At 65.4% G+C, this 25,210-nt stretch carries 26 protein-coding genes; 10 read left to right on the top strand and 16 right to left on the bottom strand.

All coding sequences use genetic code 11. The features are described from left to right. Positions 1-10: 10 nt before the first annotated feature. Positions 11-676 carry a TetR/AcrR family transcriptional regulator gene (locus tag QN239_RS11615; RefSeq protein ID WP_187096376.1) on the bottom strand — a complete coding sequence of 222 codons (666 nt, stop codon included), beginning with the start codon at positions 674-676 and terminating at the stop codon, positions 11-13. Between the two features lie 170 nt (positions 677-846). On the opposite strand from QN239_RS11615, the gene QN239_RS11610 reads away from it, so the two are divergent. From QN239_RS11610 to QN239_RS11590, 5 genes are all read left to right on the top strand, one after another. Then, positions 847-2,127 (top strand): cytochrome P450, encoded by a 1,281-nt coding sequence (locus QN239_RS11610; protein WP_499010423.1) that lies wholly within the window; start codon positions 847-849, stop codon positions 2,125-2,127. An 84-nt stretch (positions 2,128-2,211) separates the two neighbouring features. Continuing rightward, complete coding sequence (locus QN239_RS11605; RefSeq protein WP_499010421.1) at positions 2,212-2,814, top strand: TetR/AcrR family transcriptional regulator; 603 nt, start codon at positions 2,212-2,214, stop codon at positions 2,812-2,814. A 153-nt stretch (positions 2,815-2,967) separates the two neighbouring features. After that, the gene (locus QN239_RS11600; protein ID WP_499010419.1) at positions 2,968-3,405 is read left to right on the top strand and encodes an Rv2576c family protein; all 438 of its coding nucleotides are present in this window, start codon (positions 2,968-2,970) and stop codon (positions 3,403-3,405) included. A 226-nt stretch (positions 3,406-3,631) separates the two neighbouring features. Beyond that, the gene (locus QN239_RS11595; protein WP_499010417.1) at positions 3,632-4,360 is read left to right on the top strand and encodes an Rv1363c family protein; all 729 of its coding nucleotides are present in this window, start codon (positions 3,632-3,634) and stop codon (positions 4,358-4,360) included. Then, the gene (locus QN239_RS11590) at positions 4,357-4,989 is read left to right on the top strand and encodes a hypothetical protein (protein ID WP_499010416.1); all 633 of its coding nucleotides are present in this window, start codon (positions 4,357-4,359) and stop codon (positions 4,987-4,989) included. The genes QN239_RS11595 and QN239_RS11590 overlap by 4 nt, the downstream gene beginning before the upstream one ends. Positions 4,990-5,013: 24 nt before the next feature. On the opposite strand, the gene QN239_RS11585 is transcribed toward QN239_RS11590, so the two are convergent. The 15 genes from QN239_RS11585 to QN239_RS11515 all read right to left on the bottom strand — a co-directional run bounded on the left by QN239_RS11585 (position 5,014) and on the right by QN239_RS11515 (position 20,970). Continuing rightward, positions 5,014-5,466 (bottom strand): hypothetical protein, encoded by a 453-nt coding sequence (locus tag QN239_RS11585; protein ID WP_499010414.1) that lies wholly within the window; start codon positions 5,464-5,466, stop codon positions 5,014-5,016. An 11-nt stretch (positions 5,467-5,477) separates the two neighbouring features. Further along, complete coding sequence (locus QN239_RS11580) at positions 5,478-5,873, bottom strand: hypothetical protein (RefSeq protein ID WP_499016713.1); 396 nt, start codon at positions 5,871-5,873, stop codon at positions 5,478-5,480. Between the two features lie 15 nt (positions 5,874-5,888). Continuing rightward, entirely contained in the window at positions 5,889-6,389 is a 501-nt protein-coding gene (locus QN239_RS11575) for an Rv2253/PknI dimerization domain-containing protein (RefSeq protein ID WP_499010413.1), read from the bottom strand. 31 nt (positions 6,390-6,420) lie between these two features. Further along, entirely contained in the window at positions 6,421-8,085 is a 1,665-nt protein-coding gene (locus QN239_RS11570; RefSeq protein ID WP_499010411.1) for an MCE family protein, read from the bottom strand. Next, entirely contained in the window at positions 8,086-9,405 is a 1,320-nt protein-coding gene (locus QN239_RS11565) for an MCE family protein (protein WP_499010409.1), read from the bottom strand. Further along, positions 9,402-10,874, bottom strand: a complete 1,473-nt coding sequence (locus QN239_RS11560; protein ID WP_499010407.1) for an MCE family protein — start codon at positions 10,872-10,874, stop codon at positions 9,402-9,404. Before QN239_RS11560 ends, QN239_RS11565 begins: the two co-directional genes overlap by 4 nt. Continuing rightward, complete coding sequence (locus QN239_RS11555) at positions 10,871-11,947, bottom strand: MCE family protein (protein WP_499010405.1); 1,077 nt, start codon at positions 11,945-11,947, stop codon at positions 10,871-10,873. Before QN239_RS11555 ends, QN239_RS11560 begins: the two co-directional genes overlap by 4 nt. A gap of 25 nt (positions 11,948-11,972) precedes the next feature. Further along, positions 11,973-13,001, bottom strand: a complete 1,029-nt coding sequence (locus QN239_RS11550; protein ID WP_499010403.1) for an MCE family protein — start codon at positions 12,999-13,001, stop codon at positions 11,973-11,975. Then, complete coding sequence (locus QN239_RS11545) at positions 12,998-14,194, bottom strand: MCE family protein (protein ID WP_499010401.1); 1,197 nt, start codon at positions 14,192-14,194, stop codon at positions 12,998-13,000. The genes QN239_RS11550 and QN239_RS11545 overlap by 4 nt, the downstream gene beginning before the upstream one ends. 12 nt (positions 14,195-14,206) lie before the next feature. Beyond that, on the bottom strand, positions 14,207-15,064 hold the full coding sequence (locus tag QN239_RS11540) for an MlaE family ABC transporter permease (RefSeq protein ID WP_499010399.1): 858 nt from the start codon (positions 15,062-15,064) through the stop codon (positions 14,207-14,209). Positions 15,065-15,068: 4 nt separating this feature from the next. Then, positions 15,069-15,878 (bottom strand): MlaE family ABC transporter permease, encoded by an 810-nt coding sequence (locus QN239_RS11535; RefSeq protein ID WP_499010397.1) that lies wholly within the window; start codon positions 15,876-15,878, stop codon positions 15,069-15,071. After that, on the bottom strand, positions 15,868-17,037 hold the full coding sequence (locus QN239_RS11530; protein ID WP_499010395.1) for a thiolase C-terminal domain-containing protein: 1,170 nt from the start codon (positions 17,035-17,037) through the stop codon (positions 15,868-15,870). The genes QN239_RS11535 and QN239_RS11530 overlap by 11 nt, the downstream gene beginning before the upstream one ends. A gap of 85 nt (positions 17,038-17,122) precedes the next feature. Then, complete coding sequence (locus QN239_RS11525; protein ID WP_499010393.1) at positions 17,123-18,295, bottom strand: Zn-ribbon domain-containing OB-fold protein; 1,173 nt, start codon at positions 18,293-18,295, stop codon at positions 17,123-17,125. A gap of 30 nt (positions 18,296-18,325) precedes the next feature. Beyond that, positions 18,326-19,534, bottom strand: a complete 1,209-nt coding sequence (locus tag QN239_RS11520) for a CaiB/BaiF CoA transferase family protein (protein WP_499010391.1) — start codon at positions 19,532-19,534, stop codon at positions 18,326-18,328. Beyond that, positions 19,534-20,970, bottom strand: coding sequence for an aldehyde dehydrogenase family protein (locus tag QN239_RS11515; protein ID WP_499016711.1), 1,437 nt, complete (start codon positions 20,968-20,970; stop codon positions 19,534-19,536). The genes QN239_RS11520 and QN239_RS11515 overlap by 1 nt, the downstream gene beginning before the upstream one ends. A gap of 299 nt (positions 20,971-21,269) precedes the next feature. Here QN239_RS11515 and QN239_RS11510 point away from each other — a divergent pair, with 299 nt between their 5' ends. The 5 genes from QN239_RS11510 (at position 21,270) to QN239_RS11490 (ending at position 25,115) form a co-directional block, all read left to right on the top strand. Beyond that, positions 21,270-21,971 carry an SDR family NAD(P)-dependent oxidoreductase gene (locus QN239_RS11510; protein WP_499010389.1) on the top strand — a complete coding sequence of 234 codons (702 nt, stop codon included), beginning with the start codon at positions 21,270-21,272 and terminating at the stop codon, positions 21,969-21,971. Positions 21,972-21,988: 17 nt separating this feature from the next. Beyond that, positions 21,989-22,870, top strand: coding sequence for a mycofactocin-coupled SDR family oxidoreductase (locus QN239_RS11505; protein WP_499010388.1), 882 nt, complete (start codon positions 21,989-21,991; stop codon positions 22,868-22,870). A gap of 19 nt (positions 22,871-22,889) precedes the next feature. Further along, positions 22,890-23,081 carry a ferredoxin gene (locus QN239_RS11500; RefSeq protein ID WP_499010387.1) on the top strand — a complete coding sequence of 64 codons (192 nt, stop codon included), beginning with the start codon at positions 22,890-22,892 and terminating at the stop codon, positions 23,079-23,081. Positions 23,082-23,130: 49 nt separating this feature from the next. Beyond that, positions 23,131-24,495 carry a cytochrome P450 gene (locus QN239_RS11495; RefSeq protein ID WP_499010386.1) on the top strand — a complete coding sequence of 455 codons (1,365 nt, stop codon included), beginning with the start codon at positions 23,131-23,133 and terminating at the stop codon, positions 24,493-24,495. Positions 24,496-24,572: 77 nt separating this feature from the next. After that, on the top strand, positions 24,573-25,115 hold the full coding sequence (locus QN239_RS11490) for a TetR family transcriptional regulator (RefSeq protein ID WP_499016710.1): 543 nt from the start codon (positions 24,573-24,575) through the stop codon (positions 25,113-25,115). The last annotated feature ends 95 nt before the right edge of the window (positions 25,116-25,210 follow it).

The raw sequence follows: 25,210 nt of genomic DNA, 5'->3' as shown, positions 1-25,210 counted from the left end.
CCGGGCGAAGCTACGGGGCCGCGGGCACCACTTCAGGCACGCCGTCCTCGATGCGCAGCAGCTGACCGTCGGGCAGGGGGATCTCCAGCGGTTGCGCTGGCCCTTCCAACTCGTGCAGCCAGCGCTCCACGAACGCCAGCGTCTCGGCGTGCCCGGCGGACATGCCGAGTTCCTGCTCCATGACGAGCACCCGGGACAGACTGGTGGCGAACACCGTCCATACCACCGGCGGCACCTCCGAGGTATCCAGCCCGTAGCGGTCCAGCGCGGCGGCCACCGCGACACGCTGATCGTCGCGGAACCGCTCGGCAAAGTGACCGATCTCGGCGCGCAGCGCCTTGCGATGGTTCGCCAGCCCCATGAACTCCATCGTCAGCCGCGTCGCCGCCGGATCGGTGCCGAACCGCCACAGCGCCCACAGCGGCTGCGCGGTCTGCAATGCCGCCGCCTGCACCGCCAGCCCTTGTTCGGCCCGGCGACGGAAGACCGCGAGGAACAGGTCGTCCATCGTGCGGAAGTAGTAGTGCACCAACTGCGGCTTGAGGCCGGCCTTGTCGGCGACCCGGCGCGACGTCACCGCGGCGTAGCCCTCCTCAAGCATCAGCGCCTCGGCGGCATCGAGCAGGACACCACGATTCTTGGCATCCGGTGCCCCGATCCTGCGCGACGTCGTCATGCTCTCCCCACTATGTGCCGGCGTGCACAGATGGTAGCCATCTGCCGCACGTGTGACCTTGACCACGACTCTATCGCCATGCTAAGCAGGTGCACAGCACTTTGAGTGGCGACGACCTTGGATGAGTCGCCGATTCCCCGATTCCCGTACAGCCCTGGGAGAACCGCCATATGACGATCGACTACGCGACCCTGGATTTCCTCACCGAGCAGTCGCTGGTACCCAACCCGTACCCGTACTTCGACTACCTCCGCGACCAGAACCCGGTGCTGGAGGTCCCGCCATGGGGCTGTATCGCGGTCACCGGATACGAAGAGGCCGTCGCCGTCTACAAGGACACCGAGACCTACTCCAATGCGATCGCAGTCGGCGGACCGTTCCCGCCGCTGCCGTTCACCCCGGAGGGTGACGACATCTCCGAGCAGCTCGCGGCGCACCGGCACCTGCTGCCGATGTTCGAACACATGGTCACCATGGACCCGCCCGACCACACGAAGGCGCGCTCACTGCTGAACCGGCTGCTCACGCCGAGCCGGCTCAAGGAGAACGAAGACTTCATGTGGCGACTGGCGGACAACCAGCTCGATGAGTTCCTCTCCAACGGACACTGCGAATTCCTCGCCGAGTACGCCAAGCCGTTCTCCCTCTTGGTGATCGCCGACTTGCTCGGCGTGCCCGAGGAGGACCACAAGGTGTTCCGCACCGTCCTCGGGGCCGACCGACCGGGCGCTCGCGTGGGCTCGCTGGAAGGCGAGGTCGTCTCGGAGAACCCACTGCAGTTCCTCGACGACCAGTTCGTCGCGTACTTGGAGGACCGCCGCGCCAACCCGCGCGAGGACGTACTCACCTCGCTGGCGACCGCGCTGTACCCGGACGGGTCGGTGCCAGAGGTCATCGACGTGGTGCGCTCGGCGACCTTCCTCTTCGCTGCGGGCCAGGAGACCACCACCAAACTGCTCAGCGCCGCCATGCGCGTACTGGCCGAGAACCCCGAGGTTCAAGACAGACTCCGCAAGGATCGGACCCTGATCCCCACCTTCGTCGAGGAGTCACTGCGGCTGGAGAGCCCAGTCAAGTGCGACTTCCGGCTCGTCCGGCGCAAGACCACCCTGGCCGGTGTCGACATCCCGGCCGGCGGCATGGTGATGGTGCTGCCGGGCGCGGTCAACCGCGACCCCCGGCGTTTCGACAACCCGCACGAACTGCGCCTGGACCGCAAGAACGTCCGTGAGCACATGGCCTTCGGTCGGGGCGTGCACTCCTGCCCGGGCGGCCCGTTGGCCCGCGTCGAGGGCCGGGTGTCACTGGAACGGATCCTGGACCGCATGGTCGACATCCACGTCGACGGGGACAAGCACGGCCCGATCGGAGACCAGAACTTCAACTACGAACCGACGTTCGTCCTACGCGGCCTCACCGACCTGAACATCAGGTTCACCCCGGTCGCCTGACCCGCCTCCGGATCGGCGAACCGGCAGTTCCGAGCACCTTCGGAGCGGCCGGTTCGTCATCTTCGGCTCAGGGATAATGGCCCGGTGACATCCGGGAGTCCCCCCAGCACCGAATCCGGTGATACGCGCCGTCGGATCCTGGACGCCGCGCTGGACCTGGCCTCGACGACCGGACTGCGCAAGTACTCCATGGAGCAGATCGCGCGGACCGCCAAGATCGGCCGGGCCACGCTCTACCTCTACTTCAACGGCCGAGAAGCACTGATCGCCGCGCTGGTGGAGGCCGAACTGGCACGCTACTTCGCCGATATCCAGTCCGTCATCGACCGCTACCAGGACACCGACGACCGACTGGTCCACGGCTTCGCCGCGGCATACCGGGGCCTGCACCACCATCCGGCGTTCACCACGGTCTTACGGGTCAACCCCGAGCTACTCACTCCGTACCTGATCGCGGACAACTCGACGGCCATGGAACTGGCGCGCGCCTTCGTCTACTCGGCGGTCCGGGAGGGCGAACTGCCCGACGACGTCCGTGCCCAGTTCGCCGAACACGTGGCGCGCGCGATTCACTCGTTCATCCTCATCCCCGGTGGTGTCCTCGAACTCGACTCCGCCGACGGTCCCGAGGATTACGCCCGGCGGTTTCTGTTGCCGGTACGCCGGGCCCTCTCCGGCGACCGGTAGCGTTGCGCCGTCGCGAAACAGTGATCTCTCATCGCGAGAATCAGGTTCTTCAATTTGGCGAAGCAGGAATGACGTTTCAGCCAAATGAGGCCGGCGGCCGATCTATAGTCAGCCGAAGACGACTAGCCATGGAGGGCGCCCGTGAATTCGGTGGTGAGAAATACCGCGACCCGCGTCTCGACCGTGGCCGCTGTCGTGGGCGCGACGATGACAGCCTCCTTGCTCGGGCCGGTGCCCGCGCACGCCGACGATCCGGTGTTGCACCACGTCAAGTACACCGTCGGTGCCAGCCAGCCGATCAACGCCGAGATTTACTACCGAGATACTCAGCCGCCGAACTTCGGTGAATACAGCCACAACCCCTACCAGTACAGCCCCAAAGCAGTCGCCGAACTCGGCCCCGGCAAACCCTGGACGCTGGAAGCCACCTTGGCCGATCCGCAAGACTGGGCGATGGTGGTGGCCACCAAGAACGGTCACGATCCAGAACTCGCTGCCCCCGGTTTCGTGTGCGAGCTCCGCGTTGATGACATAGTGGTCGCGACGGATTCGGGAACCAAAGGAGTGCTCTGCTCGCTGCGCACCTGGTGAGCGCAGATTCCGGCGGGACGCTGTCCAAGCGGTCCGCGGAAATGATGTTTCCGCTGCTGGATCCACCTGAACAGCGTCCGGCCGGAACAGTTCCCGGCCTCCGGTACCGTAGGAAGATAATGCCATTCTCAACGCGAACGCCCGGCCACAGGGTGCAGAACGGACAGGAGGCCGGATGCCGTCCCGCAAACCTGCCACACCCGACACCCAGAACGATGGTGCCGGCGTGAGAACACCGACCGACAGCGCCGCCGATTCACTGGCCCTGGCCGAAGCCGAAGCCCTCGAAGCGGAAACCGCGGCGGCCGCCGCCCGGGCCAAAGCGGACGTGCTGCGCCTGCGCCGAGAAGCCGAGAAAGCCCAGGCAGAGCCGGAGGCCAGCGAAGACGACTCCCCTGACCACGACAACACCGGCCCTGACACGGTCTCCGAAACTCAGGAGGCCTCCGCCGGCGCGTCCGGCCGGATGGCCCGCGCGCTGCGCTGGGTCGGCGCCGTCGTGACGGTACTACTGATCGGTGCCCTGATCGCGGCCGGCGTGTGGATCTTCATCGAGCATCGCGCCGTCCAAGCCCATCAGCAGCGGACCGCCGAGTTCGAAGCCGCCGCGCGGCAGGGGGTCGTGACACTGATGTCGTTGGACTACAACAAGGTCGACGACAACGTGAAGGCCATCGTGGACAACTCCACCGGCGAATTCAAGAAGGATTTCGAGAGCGCCGCCGACGATTTCAAGAAGACGGCCCGCGATTCCAAGGCGGTCACCGAAGCCATGGTCAGCTCCGCAGCGGTGGAAACCTCCACCGACACCGATGCCGTCGTGCTGGTGGCAGCGACCACCAAGGTCACCAATGCCGCCGGCGCCAGACAGGAACCGCGCAACTGGCGCCTGTCGGTCAACCTCATCCGTGAGGGTGACCAGATCAAACTGTCGAAAGTCGAGTTCGTGCCGTGACCACTGAGGACAGAGACGACGTGACCGAATCGGCCGCGGTCGAACTCGCCGAGAACAGCCCGGAACACGCCCCCCAGGACACCGCCGGACCCGAAGCGGACAGCGCCACGACGACCGTCGCCACCGCCGCTCCGCGCCGCATCTCCCGTATGTGGCTGGTCGCAGCGGTGCTCGCGGTACTACTGGTGGCCTCGGCCGGTGTGACGTCTTGGCTCTACTTCAACCAATATCGACCGGATCAATTGGTGGACAACGATGCCCAGCAGGCAGTCCTCAAAGCCGCCAACGACGGCACGGTCGCGCTGCTGTCGTACTCGCCGGACTCACTGGACAAGGACTTCGCCGCCGCGAAGTCCCACCTGACCGGCGACTTCCTCTCGTACTACACGAATTTCACCCAGCAGATCGTCACCCCGGCGGCCAAGCAGAAGGCCGTGAAGACGTCGGCCGCCGTCATCCGCAAGGGAATCGCAGAGATTCATCCTGATCGGGCCGTGGTGCTCGTCTTCTTGAACCAGGTGACGACCAGCAAGGAGAACCCTGACGGCTCGTACACCACCAGTGCGGTCAAGGTCAGCTTGGAACGCCACGACGGCTCCTGGTTGATCTCCGCATTTGATCCCGTCTAGCCTTCGATCCGGTCTAGCGCCGACTCACATCCGCTTCAGCGCGAAAGTCCAGGTGTTCATCCCGGGCGGACCGTTGAAACAGCCGACGTCGAAACGTGATTCGACGACGCCAGCCAACGTGTTCGCGTCCCAGGTATAGGTGTCACGGGTGGGCAGCACCTGACCGAAGCAGCGCAGGCCGTCCGGGACATCCGTCGTGTAGGAGTACTGGCCGTTGGTCAGGTTCGCCACGCCGCCGTAGTAGGCGCCGCGCTGGGGACTGGGCATTGCGGAGATCCGCACGCAGTTGATCGGGGCACCCGCGTCACCAGGGTTGCCGGGGTCACAGGGGTAGGCCGCCCAGATCCAGGCGGCGTCCGTCCATCGGTTGCTCAGCACATCGTAGTTTCCGTACAGCATCGTCGCGTGCGCCGTCGGCACCACGACAGTGGCCACCGCCACCGGAGCCAGCGCGGCGACAAGCATGTATCTGTTCAACCGTCTCCCCATCACAAGTCACCACGAAGCCACAATGCGGCACCGTCTTTGGGCACGCAGGTCAGAAACAGGCCATCGGGAGCCTGCGCCACCTCGCCGTCATAACCGGCGCAGTCGGTGTTCTCCACCTTGACTCCGTGCATCTCCGGTGATCGGAACCACCGCGGCTCGTACCGGCGCGGCGACCCGCAGAACACCAAGCGGCCCCAATCCGTCACACCGAACACGTAATAGGTGGCGTTGGAACAGTTCGCACCCAGCACCACGTGCGGTGCGATACCCGGGGTGCACGCCGGATAGTTGCAGGACTCCGGGGCAGGGTCAGCGCCCGACGGCGCCGCGACAATCACCGACGTACTTACCAGAGCGAGAAGCAATCTCGGCACCGCCGCCTTCACACGACGCAGCTTCACGGCAGTCTCCTACAGCTTCCGAAGGGTCAACGGAATGCTGATCACCAAGGGCGTGTTGATTCCACACGCACCGCTGACGCCAATGGTCCGGTCGTACCCCATCAACGTTTTGACGTCCAACCTCTCGATCTGCCCGTTGGCGTCGGCAGGCTGGAACTGGTAACGCTGCCGCCCCGGCGAAAAAGTGCCGTCCGGGCAGGGTTCCCACTGTTCGTGGTAGCGATCCAGGATCCACCGTGTGGTGCGGAACTCCACCGGCGCACTCCAGCCCGCATCGCTGTTCACCGTTCCGGTGCAGGTGTGCGCATCGGCGCACGACGTCGAGAATGTCCATATCTCACGAACCGGCACCTCATCCCGGTACTTCTCGTTGGTCTTGGCCCAGTCACCGTTCGAGGTCACCTCGTACGGGCCGTTGAGCTCGAACCCGAAGTCCGCGTGGGCATCCGGCGCCGAGATCAGACACAGCGCCAAACCCGCGGCCGCAATACTCAGTCGGTTCGTCCGCATCGAATCTCCTCCCACTCGGCCCGGTGCTTGCTCACGTGGGCATCAGGTCTTTCCACGAGGTCGGCCCGTGTGCACTGGTGACCAGATTCGTCTGCTGCTCCAGTTGGCCAGTGCCCGACATGTATTTACCGGTGCCGGGGTCGTACGGCACCACCGCGACCGACGGTCCGCCGGCACCGCGGTCGGCATAGCCACTCGGCGCTGCGGGCACCGCGCCGTCGGCGGGCGGTCCCTCCACCGGCGGGATGGGCACACCGTTGAGGGAGTTACCCGGCGGTGGCGGTGGCGGCGGCACGTATGCGGGTGCCGGGGCCGCCGGCACACCGGGGGCGGGGGGCACCGCACCTGGGGCGTCCGGCGGCGTCCCGGAGGGCACCGCCCCCGGAGGCAGCGGGGTGCCTTCGACCGGTGCGAAGATCCGGTCGCCGAAATCCACCCTGTCATCGGGCGGGACACCCTGGGAGATCAGGTTTGGGTCGAACGGCATCGGACCCAGGATATGCTGCCGCTGCGCCATTGGGATGAACCCCTTTGGGTCATCACATAATTGGACGGTCGGCGCACGCTTGCCCGGGTGCTCGATGCACGGGAAGTTGCGGGCACCGCGCACCGAGACCGGCGAGTCCTGTGGCAGTTTGCAGTACAGGTTGTCGGGAGTGTCGATCGTGGTGGTGTCCGCAGGCGAACGCCACGACGACGGCGGCAGAAAGCCGACGGTGCACGGCTGTGGGTCACCCAGGGTGAGGGTGAAGTCGCCCTGCGGCCATCCGGTGGCGTTGTTCTTGGGCAGACCGAAACTCTGCTGAGCCCCGATATAGCCCGGCAGCAACACCATCAACTGCTCGATCGACGGGTTGTATGCGAGCAGCACCTGACCAACCGTGTTCATATTGGCCAGCAACAGCGGCAGCGTCGGCTTCAGGTCGTTGAGCAGACCAGACACTTCCTGAGCGAAGCCCGGCCCGCGCTGCAGCACGGTGCGCAACTGCGGATCGTTCGCCACGACCTGACCGGTGATACCGGCCAGGCTGTGCGCCCAGGTGCGGATGGCATCGGTAGTTTGCGCCTGCGAATCCAGCAGCGGCCCACTGTCGTCGATCAGCGTACGCATCTGATCGGATACCCCGTTGGTTGCCGTGCTGATCCTGGTGGCCGAGTCCACCAGGGACTGGAAGTCCTCACCGGCCCCGTTGAACGCCGTATATGTCTCGTCGAGGAGGTCGCTGATCCTGTCTTTGGGGATCGAGTCCACCAGTGCACTGACCTTGTCGAGCGTCGGCCCCACAGCCTGCGGCATGACCGCACGGTCGCTCGGGATGACCGAGCCGTCCTGCAGGTAGGGACCATTCAGGGAGTGTGGCCTCAGGTCGACGTACTGCTCACCGACGGCCGACACGCTGCGTACCTCGGCCTGCAGATCCGCCGGGACTTTGGGCGAACGGTCCAGCGACAGAGTGGCCACGGCGCCGTTGTCGGTCAATGCCACGTCGGTAACCTTGCCGATCTGCACACCGTTGTAGGTCACGTTCGAGAAGCGGTATAGGCCACCGGTTTCCGGTAGTTCCAGCTTCACTGTCAGGCGTCCCACCCCCAGCAGGGTGGGGACCTGCATATATGTGAAGAGCATGACGGCAACGCCGACAACCGAGGCGATGGTGAAGATGATCAACTGGGTTCGGACGAATCTGGTCAGCATCTAGCCACCACTCCCCGGTGTCGGTGCGGCTTCCGGTGCAGGGGCCGCCGGCGCGGGTGCAGCACCGCCGGCGTACGGCCCTGCGAAGACGGGCCCACCCGGGGTGGGCGGGGCGGCCAGCGGCATCAGCGGTGGCGGCGCCACCGGCAGTATCGGCTCGTTGACCACCGGTATGGCACCGGCTGGCGGTGGAACCGCATCGGGTGGCGGTGGTGACAGCGGCATACCCAACGGGTCGTAGCTGTAGTTCAGATACCACGGTTCGCCGGGAGCGGGAACGAGTTTCGCGTTCGCGTCACCCCAGCGCGTGCCCAAGAACAGCGACCGCTTCAACCGAGGGTAGGAGAGGTCGAATATCGCGTACAGGTTCAGGTAGTCGCCCTTGACTGCGCGTTCGATGGCGTTGGGCCCGTAGGGGAAGGCCGTCGCGTAGTACAGAGCCGAGGTGATGTCCGGCCCGATATCGGCCAGCGACCGGATGGCCGGTTCCAGGTGTTTCAGATCGGCCACCAGCTGATCGCCGGCGTCGTTGACCAGTCCGGTCGCGGTATCGCTGAAGTTGCCCAATCTCTGCAGCGCCGCGGTGAAGTTCGGTCGTTCCTTGACCAGCACGTCGATGGCCGGCGGAAGGTCGCGCAGCGCACGTTCCAGCACCGGGGTCTGGTCGGCGAAAGTGTGTGCCACGCGATTGAGCTGCTGGACGGAAGAGACGATGTTGTCACGCTGGTTGTCCAGCACTCCGACAAAACGGTCCAGTCGGGTGATCAGCTCACGGATCTCGGGTTCGCGGCCCGACATGGAGGTGCTGAAGTTGTGGATGATGTCGCCGATCTGGCCAAGTCCACCGCCGTTGACCAGAACCGACAACGAGGACAACGTCTGCTCGGTGGACGGATAGGTCGACGAGGCATTCAGCGGGATTGTCGTCCCACTGGCCAACCGGCCCGCGGGCTGCTCGCCGACGGGCGGATTGAGCGCCAGGTGCATGGAGCCCAGAAGGCTGGTCTGTCCGACCGACGCGACCGCGTTGCCCGGGATCACCACCCCCGGATTAACCCTGACCTCCACATCGGCGTGCCAGTTGTCGGCGGTCATCGTGCCGACGCTGCCCACCACCACATCGTCGACCATGACCGGTGAATTCGATTCCAGGGTACCGACATTGGCGACCTGGACGTGGAAGATCTGCGCATCGCTCTCGGTGCCCTGGACCCCGGGCAGAGTCAGCGAGTTCACTCCCTGGAAGGCACAGCCACTGGCGGTGAGCGCCACTGCGCACCCGGCCACCAGGGCACGGTGGATCGTTGCAAGGCGGTTCATGGCGTCGGCGTCCCTTCGGCGGGCAGCAGCGGTCCGGCGGCGGGATCCGGCCCCGGCGCGGGGCCGGGCGGCGGACCGGCGGGAAGCATCAATCCGTTGAACGTCGTCGAACTCGGTGGCGGAGCACCCGGATACACCGGAGGCGACGGATTGGCCGGCACGGCACCGTTCGGCAGGAACGCACTCGGCGGCCCAGGAGGCGCATTCCATCCCGGCGGCGGTGCGACGTCGCCGTTGAGTCCGGTGAATGCAGACACCGTCGGCGGTGGTTCCGGCGGACTCACCGGCTGGGTCGTGCTGCCCGGCAACATGTTCGGATCGGTGTACACCAACTCGTTCGGGCTGGGCGCCTTGGTCAGATACGGGTTGATCGGGAACGGAACCCCGTTGAAATTGAGCAACCGCAGCGCAGGCCCGAGGTACTGAGAGCACAGTTTGGCGGTCTCGGGGGCGGTCGTGTTCTCCACCGCACCGACCATCGAGCAGATCATCTGAACCGGATTGCTGAAGTTCGCGAACGCGAACGATCCCACGGGCGTGCCACTGCTCGGGTTGTACATGTTGAACGTGTTGGCGATCGCGTTGGGGGTGACGTGCAGGATATTGCGGATCGCGTCCTTCTGCTCCGCCAGTACCTGGGTCACGTTGGCCAACCGCTGCACCTGCTCGGTGGTCTCCTTACGACTGCCGGCGACGAAGCGCTGCACCTCGCCGACCGCCACGGACAGTTCGTTGAGCATGTCGTCCAGGCTGGACCGATTGTCGTCCACCACGCTGGTCAAAGTGGCCAGCCGGTTCTCGAACACCACGATCTGCTCGCTGCTCCCGCGTAGCGCGGTGACGAACGTCTGAAGACCCTTGACGATATCAACGATGTCGCCGCTTCCATCGGCGAAAATCCTTGCCACCCCTGATAACTGAGCCAACATCTCACGCAGCTTGGCGCCATTGCCGTCCATGGCGTTGGCGGCGCTGTCGATGAACCGGGAAGCCGATGTCCCCGACACCCCACTCTGGGGCCCGAGCTCGGTTGCCAACCGGTTCAATTGAGTCTTGACCTCATCCCACTCCACCGGGATGGCGGTCCGCTCTTTGGGGATCATGGCGCCGTCGGGCATCGTGGGCCCACCGCCGCCGCGGTAGGCGGGCGCCAACTGCACGAAACGGGCGGCGACCAAGTTGGGAGCCACGATGATGGCCCTGGCATCCACCGGAACCTGGATGCCGTGATCCACCCGCAGTGTCAGTTTCGCCTGGTCACCCTGCGGCTCGAAGGTCGTTATCGTACCGACCTTCACCCCGGCGACCCGCACTTCGTCACCCGGGTAGATCGCCGTCGCGCTCGGGAACACCGCGGTGATGGTGGTGGGCTTGAACACCGTTTCGCGGGCCAGGAAAACGGCGCCGGCAACCAGTGCCACCGCCACCGCGGCGACGCCGAGCATTTTCAGAGGTTTGCGTGTCTTCATCGTGGCGGTATTCCGTTGAACGGGATCGGGAACTCTGCTCGGGGGCCGGCATTGTCCGGTGGCTGTCCGGCGTTGACGCCGCGCCGGAATCCGAAGGCATAGTCCAGGAACGGTTGGAAGAACTGGCCGAACTGGAGGTTCGGAACGTAAGCGCTGTAGTAGAAGCCGTTGGAGACTGCCTCACCCTGCGTGAGTTCGTATTTGGCCAACCCGGGGAGGGCCTTCGCGATGTTGTCCCGGTTCTTCTCCAGCACCGCGGACACCGAGTTGAGCCGATCAAGGGTCGGCTTGAGTTGCGCCTCGTTGTCCGCCACCACGCCGACGAGCGTCCTCGACACCTGCGCAGTCTGTGCCAGCAGGGCGACGATCGCCTGGCGGCGGGTGTCGAGCACCCCGACCAGGTCGTTGGCATTGAGGATCAGGGTGTTCACCTGATCGCTGCGCTGCGCCAGTATCCCGGTGACATCGCCGGCGCTCTTCAGCAGCTCGCCCAGACTGCCGTTGCGGCCGTTCAGCGACTTCGACAATCGGCTGAGCCCGTCGAACGTCGGGCCGAGTTGCGGGGCGATCTGGTCGACGGTGGCCGAGAGGGTGTCCAGCGACTGATTCAGCGACGTCGTATCGGTGGCGGCCGTATTGCTGGTCAATTCGCCTACCGCGTCGGTCAGGGAGTACGGCGACGACGTCCGCGACGTCGGGATGACGTCCATGGCATGCATGCGACCGTTGCCGGCCGGCTCCAGAGCCAGCACGCGCTCGCCGAGCAACGATCCGGTGCGGATGTGTGCCAGGGTCTCCGACCCGAGGCCGTACTTGCCGGCCAAGGTGAACGTCACCAATGCGTCGCCGTTGTCCAGTTTGATGTCCGACACCGAACCGACCTTGATACCGGCCAGGGTGACGTCGTTCCCGCTCGACAACCCGCCCGCCTCATCGAAGCGCGCCTGATAGCGCACCGAGGTGCCCCAGTCGATGAGCTTGTCGGGCTGCAAACCGATAGCGATGACCAAGACGATGAGAACGACGCCGATCACGCCGGACCGAATAAGATGCGCCCCACGATATTTCAGCATCCGGGCTCGCCTACCCCGGCCGCGGTCAGTCCGTGTCTTTGCATCGTCCCTCTTCCTGCTTGATCCACGGGTACATCACGGAACGACCCTGCAGATCGCTGAAGCGGAGGGCAACGCCGCAGATGTAGTACTGGATGAACCCGCCGTAGGCGCCCAGCCGGATCGCCTTGCGGAAGTTGTCCGGAGCCTTCTGCAAGGACTTGTCCAGACCGGCCTTGTCGGTATCGATATTGGTGGCCAGTCGGTTCACCTGGGCGATGGTGTCCTTCAACGGCTGGCGCGCATTGCCCAGGAAGTCGGCCAGCGAGGCGGTGCCATTGTCCAGCGCAGTGACAGCCGTGCCGATCGGATCGCGGTCCTCGGACAGGCCACCGACGAGCTTGTCCAACTTGTCGATCGCGCCGGAGAATTTGTCGCCGTCTTTGGACAGCGTGTTCAGCACGGTCCGGAGATCATCGATGAGCTGCTCGACCACCTGGTTGTTGTCGGCCAGCGAATTCGAGAACGACGACGTCTTCGACAGCAATGATTCAATGGTGCCGCCCTGCCCCTGCATCACCTGGATCAATGAGGCCGTGAGCGCATTCACATCTTTGGGGTTGAGTCCCTGTATCACCGGTTTGAGGCCCCCCAGCAGCAGGTCGAGATCGAGCGCGGGCAGGGTGCGGTCCACAGGGATCTGAGATCCGGCCGCCTGCACTCTGGTGGATCCTGGGCCGTCCACCAGTTCGAGGAACCGGTCACCGACCAGATTCAGGTACCGCACAGCAGCTTTCGTTCCGGTGGTCAGCGCGACGGTGCGGTCGGCATCGAAATTCACCAATACGGTGCCGTCGGATTGCAATGAAACATCGTTGACGGTGCCGACCCGCACCCCGGCCACCCGGACGCTGTCTCCCGATTTCAGCCGGGAAGCATCCTTGAACACCGCCGTATAGGGGTTGGTCGAACCCACCCGGACCTCGCCGAAGATGGCGAACAGCGCCGCGGTCAAGAGCACCATGATGACCGCGAAGGTGCCGAACTTCGCGATGGTCTTGCCCATACCCGTCATCCCGGCTGCCCGATCTGCGCTGAGTTACGCGGCGGACCGCCCAGCGGGCCGAACAACCACTGTTTGAGAGCGTCGGAGTTCAGCAGGATGCCCTGATTGCCGTACTGGTCGCGGCGCGCACCGACGTCGGCGATCATGCCCGGCTCCTTGACCTCCGCCGGCACGTTCGGCATCTGGTACTCCTTGCAGAACGGATGATCGGCCTTGGCCGCAACCTTGGGCAGGTCGTTCGGATAGCGGTAGCGCTCCTCGCCCAACACGAAGCTGGCGGCGATGATGATGCCCGGCACCGGGAACGGCGGCGACTTCGCGAACGGCACCAAACCGCCGATCGAGCAGTACAGCGCGTCGTGGTACTTATCCAGAAGTTCGGCGGTGGGCACCAGGATCTGCGCCAGGTTGGTCAGCGCCGGCTTGTTGCTGCCGAGCACATCGTTACCGACATCGGCCAGGCCGATCGCGCTGAGCAGGAACGCGTCCAGATTGTTCTGTTCCTCCACGATGCTCTTCGACAGCTTGCTGGTGTTGTCGACGGCGGTGGTGAGGTCCGGTGCCGCATCGGCATACGCGGTGAACACCTGCGGCATGGTCCCGATCATCCGGTCCAGGTTCGGCAGGCTGGGGTCGATCTTGCCGAGGAAGGTGTTGAAATCCGAGAGCGCCTGCCCGATCTTCTCACCGCGGCCGTTGAAGGCCTTGGCGACCGCACCGAGCGTCTGGTTCAGCTTGGCCGGGTCGATCTTGTCAAGCACCTGGGTGAGCTGCTGGAACACGGTGTTGATCTCGACGGTGACATGGTCACCCTGCAACACCGCCCCCTCCTGGATTGATTTGGGGGACGGCTCCTCCGGAGCCTGGAGCTGGACGAACTTGGCGCCGAACACCGTCGATGACGTGATGTCGGCCCGCACATTGGACGGGATCAGCTTGAGCTGTGCGGGATCCATCGCCAGGTGCAGGACCGCGGATCCGTCGGGGCGGGACTCGATGGAGGACACGCTGCCGACCTGCACACCTCGCATCTTGACCTTGGCATCGGGGTTCATCACCAGGCCGGCGCGTGCCGAGACCACGGTCAGTGGAACGGTTTTGGTGAAACTGCCGCGGAACAGACCGATGGCCAGCGCGAAGATCAGCGCGAGAGCCACCACGGTACCCAGGCCCGCGAGGGCGCGCGCATTGACGTTCTTCATGTTCGCCTCTCCCTAGCCCGACAGGTTGAAGTTGCCGTTGGAGCCGTAGATGGCCAGTGACACCAGCAGGGTCACTGACACCACCACGACGAGGGAGGTACGCACCGCGTTGCCGACCGCCACCCCCACCCCGGAAGGTCCGCCGGTGGCGAAATAGCCGAAGTAGGTGTGAATGAACAGCACCGCCAACGCCATCAGGATCGCCTGCAGGAAGGACCAGAACAGGTCGATGGGGTTGAGAAACGTATCGAAGTAATGCGAATACAGGCCACCGGACTGACCGAACAGCACCGTGGTGGTGAACTGCGAGGCCAAGAACGACAGGATCACCGCGATCGCATAGAGCGGCGTGATGGCGATCATGCCCGCGACGATCCGCGTTGACACCAGGTACTCGACCGGTCTGATGGCCATCGATTCCAGAGCGTCGATCTCCTCGTTGATCCGCATCGCGCCCAGCTGCGCGGTCACCCCGGCACCGAAAGTGGCGGCAAGTCCGATACCCGCCACCACCGGGGCGGCGATGCGGACATTGATGAACGCCGACAAGAAGCCGGTGAGTGCCTCGATACCGATATTGCCCAGGCTGGAGTAACCCTGCACCGCGAGCGTTCCACCGGTGGCCAACGTCAGGAATCCGACGATCACCAGAGTCCCGCCGATCATGGCCAATGTGCCTGCACCCATGGAGATCTCGGCGATGAGCCGGATGATCTCCTTGCGGTAGTGCACGCCGGCGTGCGGTATCCCACCCAGCGCCCGGGCGTAGAACAAGGTGTGATCGCCGAGCCGCGACAGCGCCGAGACGGGTCGCTTCAATGTGCGCGCCACCCGTGGGTAGGTGGACGCGAGCACGGCCCTGTTGCCCATCAGCTCACCTCGCCGTCATCTGGATACCGATGGCGGTGACCACCACATTGACCACGAACAGCGCCATGAACGCGTAGACCACCGTCTCGTTGACGGCGTTGCCGACGGCCTTGGCGCCGCCACCGCTGATGGTCAATCCGCGGTAGCAGGCGATCAGGCCGGCGATCAAGCCGAACAGGCCGGCCTTGACGCACGAGATGATGACCTCGGGCACCCCGGTGAGCAGCGTGATACCGGCCGCGAACGCACCCGGATTGACGTCCTGGACGAAGACCGAGAAGAAATAGCCGCCGAGGATACCGATGATCACCACCAGACTGTTGAGCAACAGCGCCACCAAACCCGAGGCCAGCATCCGTGGCGTCACCAGACGCTGCACCGGGTTGATGCCCAGCACCTCCATCGCGTCGATCTCCTCCCGGATGGTGCGCGACCCCAGATCCGCACACATCGCGGTAGCCCCCGCACCGGCCACGATCAACACCGTGACCATCGGACCCACCTGGGTCACCGCCCCGAAAGCCGCACCCGCACCGGACAAATCCGCCGCACCGAGCTCGCGCAACAGGATGTTGAGCGTGAAGCTCACCAGCACGGTGAACGGAATGGCCACCAACAACGTCGGCCCCAGCGCCACCCGCGCGACGAACCACGCCTGCTCCAGGAACTCCCGCCAGAAGAACGGACGCTGGAACAGGTACTTCACCGCATCGGCCGACATCAGGAACAGCCCACCCACAGCCTGCATCGGCCCCGAGGCGCTCTTGCCGATCGCCACCCCCGCGGTCCAACGATCCGGGCCCTTATTCGCCATTGAAACCCGGTCCTTCCAGAAGTGTCACCGCGGCCACCGCTGTGGGGCCACCGACATTGTGTGCCAACGCAACTCGAGCTCCGTCCACTTGATTGACGGCCTCCCCCCGCAATTGCGCGAACAGTTCGACGCACTGTGCCACACCGGTGGCGCCCGGCGGATGCCCTTTGGCTTTTAATCCCCCGCTGGTATTCACCGGCAGCGCACCGCCGACGCTCGTGACCTCCGTCTCGACGAGCTTGTGGGCCTCGAAGCGGTCGGCGAAGCCGAGATCCTCGTAGCTGATCAGCTCGATACCCGTGAAGAAATCGTGCACCTCGGCGACGTCGATATCGGCCGGTGTCAGCCCGGCCATCCGGAACGCCTGCTTGGCCGCCCGCACCGTGGCCGGGAAGGTCGTCATATCGCCCTTGTGCTGATGCATCACCGAATCGAGCCCGAGACCGACCCCGCGAATCCACACCGGCCGGTTGGTGAAGCGGTCCACGACGTCCTCGGCGGCGATCACCAGCGCGGCCGCACCGTCACTCTGCGGCGCACAGTCGTAGACGTGGAACGGGGTCACCACGGTCGGTGCATCCAGGGCCTGCTGCAGAGTGATCTCGAAACGCAGCCGGGCCTGCGGGTTGGTCACCCCGTGTCGGTGGTTCTTCACCGCGATCATGGCGAGATGCTCACGGGTGGCCGGGGATTCGTGCAGATAACGACGGACGTGCAGAGCGAAGCCGGCCGGTGCCACCAGGCCCAGCGGGTAGTCCCAGGCCTTGTCCCGGGCCATCCCCTCCCACTCCCATAACATGTCCCTGCTCGTGGTGTCGCGCAGCTTGTCCGCACCCATCACCAGCGCGATGTCGAAAGCCCCGGAGGCCACCGCGTACAGCGCATTGCGTACGGCGTCGTTCCCGGTGGCGCAGGAGTTCTCGATGCGGGTCACCGGCAGGTCGGGCAGACCGAGAGTGTCCGCCAGGATTCCGGCCGGGAAGCCGTCGGCGGTTCCCATGGAGCCATACCAAGCGGCTTGGAGGTCATGCTTATCCAGGCCCTTGTCGATGCTGCGGACGCAGTCGGCGAAGGCCAAAGGCAGCAGATCCTTGAGTCCGAGCGCGAAATGCTCCCCGAAAGAGGTCATTCCGGCACCGACGATGGCAACGTTTCTCATGACCTCCCCCCGGCGCTCCGGTGGAGCATACCGAATGGCTTACGGTAACTGTCGCGATCTTTGCGGAAACGGCGCCGGCAGGCGCTCACGCGACAGCCCTGTCGGGCACGAACGCATACCCGTAGTCGGGCACGCCCGAGCGCACCGCCACCCGGCGCAGCGCCATCCGGCCCCGATCACCGATGTCGACGGTGCCCGGCTCGACCCCGGTGACCTTCGCCAGCGCTCGCACCCCCACGCCGTCCAGTTCGACGATGACCAGTGAATAGGGGGTGCGCAGGCCGGGTACCGGAACGTGCACCGTCACCTCGGTGTAGACGCTTCCGGTGCGCGGCAACGGCACGAGTTCGTAGTCCATCGCCAGCGATCCGTCCCGGTCGACGCGGAACCGCGGCGGGAAATCCAGCTCGTCACTGCCCGCGAAAGTCCCTGCCTCCCAGCGCACCTTGGCCTCGAAGGCCCGCTCGTAGGCGGCCAACGAGATCGGGATCTCGGTGCCCGGTGTGGTCCTGCTTTCGGGTACCGCGCGGGACGCCGGCTCGCGGCGGTGCGTCTCGGCGACGCCGTTGCTGACGGTGATACCGGACAGGATGGCCTGCTCGACGGCCACCAGCGGACCTGTCTTGCCGGTCTCCGCCAACCCGGCCAGAGCGAAGATGCTCGCGCTGGCGCCCGTGGTGGGCAACCGCGGCGGATCCGGCAGGCAAAGCTCCAGTGCCCGCTCGTGATCCACACCTGCGACCGCCGCGGGCGTGTCCAGCCACGCCGCCTCCAGCGAGGCGATCAGACCGCGCTCGTGCAGCAGCCGCGGATCGCCGTAGTCCTGGATGCCGGCCTCGGTGCGGATGCGTACCGGTAGGCTGCGCGCCACCCGGGCCGCGGTGCGCACCTGCAGTCCGCGCTCGGCGGTCAGCAGCGCCGCGGCACCCGCGGGTTCCAGGTCGACGCCGATGATCAGGGTCCGCGGCCGGGCCGAGCTGACCGCGTCGGTCGCGGCGGGGGCTCCGCCGAGTCGCTCGTCGACCTCCAACTCGGAGTCGAGGCCGAGGCCCGCCAGCAGCACCGCGGCATTACTGCTCTCCAGCAGCGGAAGATCGCGACTCACCAACACGACGCGCTCGACCGCCCCGCCGGCTTCCAGTGCGGCACGGCCGGCTTCGACGGCGAGCGTGATGGCATCCTCGTCGTCGCCGGGCACCCGGCGCCGGGCGGTACCCCAGCACGGAAGGTAGGTGCCGATAGAAGCGATATGGGGCATGGGCTGTGCGACGGACCTCTCTGTGACCGGTTAAGTAACTGCGCCTGCGGTTTTCAGCTCGATGATGCGATCCCAGTCGAGCCCGAGTTCCAGCAGGATCTCCTCGGTCTGTTCGGCGAATCCCGGTGCACCACCGGTGTGCGGCGCGACGACATCGAACTGCACCGGGTTGGCCACCAGCTCCAGCTCGCCTGCGGTGACGATGTAGTCGTTCGCGCGGATCTGAGCGTCCTCGGCGGCCTGCAGGGTGTCCTGCACCGGCGCCCACGGGCCGGCCAGCGTGGCAAACTTCTTGCTCCACTCGGACAGCGGCCTGGTGGCCATCACCTTGCGGAGGATCTCGACCGCCTCGGGGGTGTGTTCCGCGATCGACTCGGCGGTGGCGAACCGCGGGTCGTCGGCCAACTCGGGGAGGTCGACGTGGTGGCACACGTCGGCCCAGAACTTCGTCGGCTGCATCATGACGAACGAAATGTAGCGGTCATCGGCAGTGCCGTAGACCCCAACGAGCGGATTGATCGGCGATCCGTGTACGCCGGGCGGCTGGGCCACCAGCCGTTGCTTCAGGTGCGAGGTGAGCGCGACGGTGTGCCCCATCGCCCACAAGCCACTGCCGAGCAGCGACACGTCCACCACCGAAGGCGTACCGGTGCGTTCCCTCTTCAGCAAAGCCGCGGCGATACCCCCGGCCAGGTTCGTGCCGGAAATGGTGTCACCGTAGGCGGGACCGGGCGGACCGACCATGCCCTCCACCCCCGGTGGGGTGATGGTGGCCGCGGTACCGGCCCGGCACCAGAAGGCGGTCATGTCATAGCCGCCCTTCTCGGATTCCTCACCGCGGGGCCCGAGCGCACTGCCGCGCGCGTAGATGATGGACGGGTTCACCGCGCGGATATCGTCGACATCGATACCGAACTTCTTGCGGTGCCCCGGCAGGAAGCTGGTCAGGAACACATCCGAACGAGCGGACAGCACCTTCAATATCTCGCACCCCTCGGGCGTCGAAATATCCAGGCCCAGACTGCGTTTCCCGCGATTGGCATGTTCGATATTCGGGTTGGGATCGCCCTCGACGCGCAGCGGCCCGGTCTGACGCAGACCGCGCTGCGGATCGCCCGTCACCGCGTGCTCGACCTTGATCACATCGGCGCCCCACTCGGCCAGCACCGCGCCGGCCGACGGGACGAACCCGTACATGGCGACTTCGAGTACGCGAATTCCGTCCAGCGGCTTGCTCATTACTGGGCCGCCGGTCCGATCACGGTGGCGAACGTCTTCGACTCCAGGAACTCGTCGAGCCCGGCGGCCCCCATCTCACGACCGATACCCGACTGCTTGAACCCGCCGAACGGGCTGTCGGGGCTGAAGTAGTTGCCGCCGTTGATGGAGAAGGTGCCGGTGCGGATCCTGCGGGCCACCGCCAGCGCACGCTCCTGACTTCCGAACACCGCACCGGACAGGCCGTAGATCGAATTGTTGGCGATCGCCACCGCCTCGTCGTCATCGTCATAGGCGATGACGACGAGCACCGGCCCGAACACCTCTTCCTGGGCGATCTCACTGTCGGGATGGACATTCGTGAGCAGTGTCGGGGTGTAGAAGAATCCCGGATCCTTCTTCTCCCCACCGGTGACCAGCGTGGCCCCGGCCGCGACGGCGCGCTGCACCATGGCGTCGACCTTGTCGCGCTGCTTCGCACTGATCAGCGGTCCCATATAGACGGAGGGGTCGGTCGGATCTCCGAAGCGGACGTGCCCGAAATTGGTCTTGACCAGCTCCACGATCTCGTCATGGTGGCTGCGCGGCACCAGCAGCCGGGAGGTCAGCGCGCAGCCCTGGCCGGCGTGGGTCACCATGCTGAAAGCCGAGAACACGGCGGCCATACCGAAATCGGCGTCGTCGAGCACGATGGCCGCCGACTTGCCGCCGAGTTCGAGGAACACCTTCTTCAACGTGGCGCTGGCGGCCGCCATGATGGCGCGGCCGGTCGGGGTCGACCCGGTGAAGGTGACCATGTCGACATCCGGGCTGGTGGTCAGTACCGCCCCGACCTGCGGGTCCGCGCCGCTGATGACGTTGACGACGCCGGCCGGGATGTCGGTGTGATGGGCGATCAACTCACCGAGGGCCAGCGTGATCAGCGGGGTGTCCGGCGCGGCCTTGAGCACCACCGTGCACCCCGCGGCCAGCGCCGGCGCGAGCTTGGCCAGCGCCAGCTGATTGGGGTAGTTGTAGGCGATGATCGCGGCGACGACGCCCGCGGCTTCCTTCTCCACCCAACGGTGGTGCAGGGCGCCCCGGCTCTCGATATTGCCCAGATCCTCGGTGAGCGGGTAGTCGCGCAGCAGGTCTGTGTAGTACTTCACGATGGCGATCGGCTGATCCAGCTGAGCGCCCAGGTTCAGCGCGGGTGTCGCGCCCACCTCCGCCGTCGTCAGTGCGGCCAGCTCGTCGCGGTGCTCGACGAGAGCCTGGTGGAACTGTTCCAGGCAGCGGATCCGCAAGTCGACATCGGTGGCCCACCCGGAATCGTCGAAGGCCCGGCGGGCGGCCGCGACGGCCGCTTCGGCATCGGCGACGGACGCATCGGGCGCGTGGCCCAGCACCTCTCCGGTGGCGGGGTTGAGTGTCGCGAAGGTTTGCGCCGCGTCCACCAGTTGCCCGTCGATCAGCATCCGTCGGTCAGCCGCGCCGCTCCGGTTCTCAGACGTGATCGTCGAGGTCTCGCTCACAAAGGGCTCCTCACTGTGATGGAAATTTCATTCTCATCAACGGCGAATCTTACATTCACATGATGAGAACGCAAGAAAACGCAGATGCGCTAGTCCGGACACCCGAGCTGGACGTGAGACCTACTTGTTATTCCCCCCAGCGACGCCGCCTATCTTGCGTGATCAACCTGGCCGAGAGTACGGTTCTCATAATCGGAAGGCCGATTCTTGAGATCGCGACCACACATGAGGAGGCTCTGTAGGTGAAGAATGCTGTCGTGACCGGCGGCGGGTCCGGGATCGGGCTGGCCATTTCGAATCGACTCCGCGCCGACGGTCACCACGTCGCCATCCTCGATCTCAACCCGTCTGACGCGCCGAACTCCTTCGTCGCCAACGTCACCGACCGGGCCGCCGTCGACGAGGCGATGAACGCCATCCGCGCCCAGCTGGGTCCTGTCTCCATCCTGGTCAACGCGGCAGGCCTGGACAGCTTCGGAAAGTTCATCGACACCTCGTTCGAGCATTGGCAGCGCGTCATCGACGTCAACCTCAACGGCGTCTTCCACTGCGTCCAGGCCGTACTGCCGGACATGATCGAGGCCGGCTGGGGACGCGTCGTCAACATCTCGTCGTCCAGCACGCATTCGGGCCAGCCCTTCATGGCGCCGTATGTGGCGGCCAAGTCGGCGGTCAACGGACTGACGAAGTCACTCGCGCTGGAGTACGGGCCGGTGGGGATCACGGTCAATGCCGTCCCACCGGGCTTCATCGACACCCCGATGCTCCGCAAGGCCGAAGATCGCGGGTTTCTCGGCGACACCGACAAGCAGATCGCCCAGACCCCGGTGCGGCGCATGGGCAAGCCCGAGGACATCGCAGCGGCGTGTGCGTTCTTCATCTCCGAGGAAGCCGGCTACATCACCGGACAGATCCTGGGCGTCAACGGCGGCCGGAACACTTAGAACCGAAGGGACTCCTGATGGGAAGCAGTGCGAGCACTGAAGGCCGGGTTGCCGGAAAAGTCGCATTCATCACCGGTGCCGCGCGCGGGCAGGGGCGCAGCCACGCGATCCGGCTCGCCGAAGAGGGCGCCGACATCATCGCCGTCGACCTGTGCAAGAACCTCGACACCATCGGCTATCCGCTGGCCACACCCGAAGATCTCGAAGAGACCGCGCGCTTCGTCGAGAAGGCGGGCCGCCGCATCGTCACCGCGCAGGCCGACGTCCGCGAGGCCGGCCAGCTCAAGGAGGCGCTCGACGCCGGCCTGGCCGAGTTCGGCAAGGTCGACATCGTCGTGGCCCAAGCCGGTGTCGCCGCCATGAAAGGCCAGCCACCGATGCAGGCCTGGACCGACGGCATCAACACCAACCTGATCGGCACCATCAACGCCATCCAGGTCGCGCTGCCGCATCTGACCGAAGGCGCGTCGATCATCGCGACCGCGTCCGCGGCCGCCCTCATGGATGCGCACAACAAGCCCAATCCAGGTTCGGATCCCGGCGGCATGGGCTACATGGTGTCCAAGCGGATGATCTCCGAATACGTGCACTATCTGGCCACCGAGCTGTCCCCCCGCGGGATCCGGGCCAATGTGATCCACCCGACCAACTGCAACACGAACATGCTGCAGAGCGAACCGATGTACCGCTCGTTCCGGCCCGATCTGGAGCAACCCGAACTCAAGGACGCCGAGCCGGTCTTCTACGTACAGCAGGCCATGAAGGTGCCGTGGGTCGAACCGGTCGACATCAGCAACGCCGTGCTGTGGCTGGCCTCCGACGAGGCCCGGTTCGTCACCGGTATGCAGCTGCGGGTCGACGCCGGCGGCTACCTCAAGTGGTACGACTACCACATCTGACCGGAAAGGTGCTGACGCAGTGAAGGTTTCAGTCGACGGTTCACGCTGCCAGGGACACACGTTGTGCTCGATGATCGCGCCCGATTCGTTCGAACTCGACGACGTCGACGGCCACGCGTCACCGGTTTCCGACATCGTCCCCGACGATCAGCAGGAAGCGGTGCGCGAAGCGGCGCACTCCTGCCCCGAACAGGCAATCGTCATCGAATGACCGGCAGGGCCGCCGTCTTGAGTCACGAAAATCATAGGGAGACAACGCCGTGAGTATCGACGACGTGGTTGACGACGACCGCAAGAAGAACAAGTACCACTTCGACCGGCACACACCGGAATACCGGCTGCAGTTCGAGAAGATCACCGAGGAAATGCAGACCCGGTGCCCGATGGCGTGGACCGATGTCTACAACGGGCACTGGGTGGCTGCCGACAGCAAGCACGTCTTCGAGCTGGCGCGTTGCCCCGTGGTCTCCAATGACCACGACATCACCGGGGAGGGAACGGGTTACGAAGGCATCAGCATCCCGTTGGCCAGCCGGGCGGCCGCCGTCCGCGGTGGCATCCTGGAGATGGACGAGCCCGACCACAGCACCTACCGCGGTGCGCTGAACCCCTACCTGTCGCCGGCCGCGATCAAGCGGTGGGTGCCGTTCGTCGACGAGATCACCCGCGCCGCGCTCGACGAGCACATCGAGTCCGGCCGTATCGATTTCGTCGACCATCTGGCCAATGTGGTTCCCGCGGTACTGACCCTGGCGATGATGGGTCTGGACCTGAAGAAGTGGAACGTCTACAGCGAGCCCACCCACGCGTCGGTATACACCCCCGAGCACTCACCCGACCGCGCGAAGATCAACGAACAGCATCGCGAGATGGGTATCGACCTGCTCACCAACATGTTCGTGATGAAGGAGAACCCCAAGCCGGGCCTGATCAACGCCCTGCTCCAACTTCGCATCGACGGTGAGCCCGCCCCCGATATGGAGATCCTGGGCAACCTGGGCCTGATCATCGGTGGCGGCTTCGACACCACGACCGCTCTGACGGCACACGCTCTGGAATGGCTGGGCGAGCACCCGGAACAGCGTGAGTTGCTCAGCCGGGAACGTGAGGACCTGCTCAATCCGGCCACCGAGGAGTTCCTGCGCTTCTTCACACCCGCCCCCGGCGACGGCCGCACCTTCTCGGCTGACGTCGAGGTGGCGGGCACCCGGTTCAAAGAGGGCGAGCGCCTGTGGATCTCGTGGGCGATGGCCAACCGGGATCCGGCGGTGTTCGAGAATCCGAACACCATCGTCATGGACCGTAAAGGCAACCGGCACTTCAGTTTCGGCATCGGCGTACACCGTTGCGTGGGCTCCAACGTGGCGCGCACCGTCTTCAAGTCCATGCTGACGGCCGTGCTGGACCGGATGCCCGACTATGTCTGTGATCCGGAGGGCACCGTGCACTACGACAGCATCGGTGTCATCCAGGGCATGCGAAACCTGCCCGCCACCTTCACCCCCGGTCGGCGGCTGGGCCCCGGGCTCGACGAGACGCTGGAAAACCTGCAACGCATCTGCGACGAGCAGGAGTTGGCCCGGCCCATCACCGAGCGCAAGGAAGTCGCCGTCATCGACTGGTAGTCGCCGGGCGATACTGTGTCGCTGTGGTGGAAGTGTCAGCGCGCGAGGCCAAGCGGCTGCAAACCCGGGAACGGCTGATGGGCGCCGCGATCGCCGAGTTCAAGCGCTCCGGCCTGGCGGCCGCCGACGTGGCCGCCATCGTGGCCGCGGCAGGGGTCGCGCATGGCACCTTCTTCTTCCACTTCCCCACCAAGGAACATGTCCTGCTGGAGCTGGAACGGCGCGAAGAGGAACGGATCGCCAAGCAGTTCAGGCAGTTCCTCAAGACACAGGACGACCTGGCCTCGGCGTTGCGCGAAGCGGCCCGGCTGATCCTGGGTCTGGAACGCAGGCTGGGCGGCGTTCTCTTCAAGGACTTTCTGGCGCTGCATTTCTCACAGACCCGGCCACCCGCCGAGGACGTTCAGGATCACCCGGTGATCGTCCTGGTCGCCGAGCAGATCGAACTGGCTCGGGGGCGCGGCGACATCGACAGCGCAGTCACGCCGATGAACAGCGCCGTGTACTTCCTGCTGGGCCTCTACGCGCTGCTGATAACCACCGGCGACTGGCCCGAGCGCGACGATCTGCTGGACGACTACCTGACCCGCACACTGCGCAGCATGCAACCGCCGGCCTGACTATGGCTCAACAGCGAACTTCGCCAGTGCCGAATTCTGTGAGTTTGGTAATACCTGCGCCCGCCTGGGAATAATCTGCAAACCTGCAGCTCAGG

The sequence above is a fragment of the Mycolicibacterium sp. Y3 genome (assembly GCF_051188035.1).
Classification (GTDB): Bacteria; Actinomycetota; Actinomycetes; order Mycobacteriales; family Mycobacteriaceae; genus Mycobacterium; species Mycobacterium fluoranthenivorans.
This window is presented reverse-complemented; position numbering and strand designations above follow the sequence as displayed.